Genomic DNA, 563 nt, shown 5'->3' on the forward strand with positions numbered 1-563 from the left:
GGTTCTTTATGGTGAGAAAGCAACAGATGTAATGCGATGGGAGCCCAATGAGTGGGAGATATTTTCAGCACCAGCCCAAGATATTGATAAGAAAGACATGCGTGCCGTCCCCTTAGCTATATTAATTGGAATTGACAAAACTCTTGAGCCCGCTCTTTATCTTGATGTTGAGAAGGGATTGTTACGAGACACTTCGGACCTTATATGGCATGCGTGGGGCAAGCAATCTAACTAAGTTAATTCTCAAGCGGCGAAGGCAGTACCTCTTTAGTAAAAGCTCCACTTCAAACCACTATTAGTCATCCCGGCAGTCCCTGCATCCTTTTACACTCCACTGTTCCTTCTAAGGAACACTCATTTTAGGTAATCCAAGCCTGTTCTTGTTAAGGAAATTCAGGGGGGTGTTCCCATGAATTAATCATGGCACCCATCGCACCGGTGTGATTTATTGTAGCTATACCTGTCAATGGCGGAGGCTTTCATGTAACTGGTGAGTTTTTCACGATCGAGAGTCTGATTTTGATAGGCTTCGTTGGGAGTGAGGCCGTCGAGCGAAATGTGAG

The 563-nt window shown here is 45.1% G+C and carries 1 protein-coding gene; it reads left to right on the plus strand.

Going from position 1 to position 563, the window contains the following annotated elements:
• On the plus strand, positions 1 to 235 hold a 235-nt coding region (locus AABK37_RS41825), incomplete at its 5' end, for a hypothetical protein (protein WP_432557248.1).
• Between the last annotated feature and the right edge of the window lie 328 nt (positions 236 to 563).

The organism is Tolypothrix sp. VBCCA 56010, from assembly GCF_050875635.1.
GTDB lineage: Bacteria > Cyanobacteriota > Cyanobacteriia > Cyanobacteriales > Nostocaceae > Hassallia.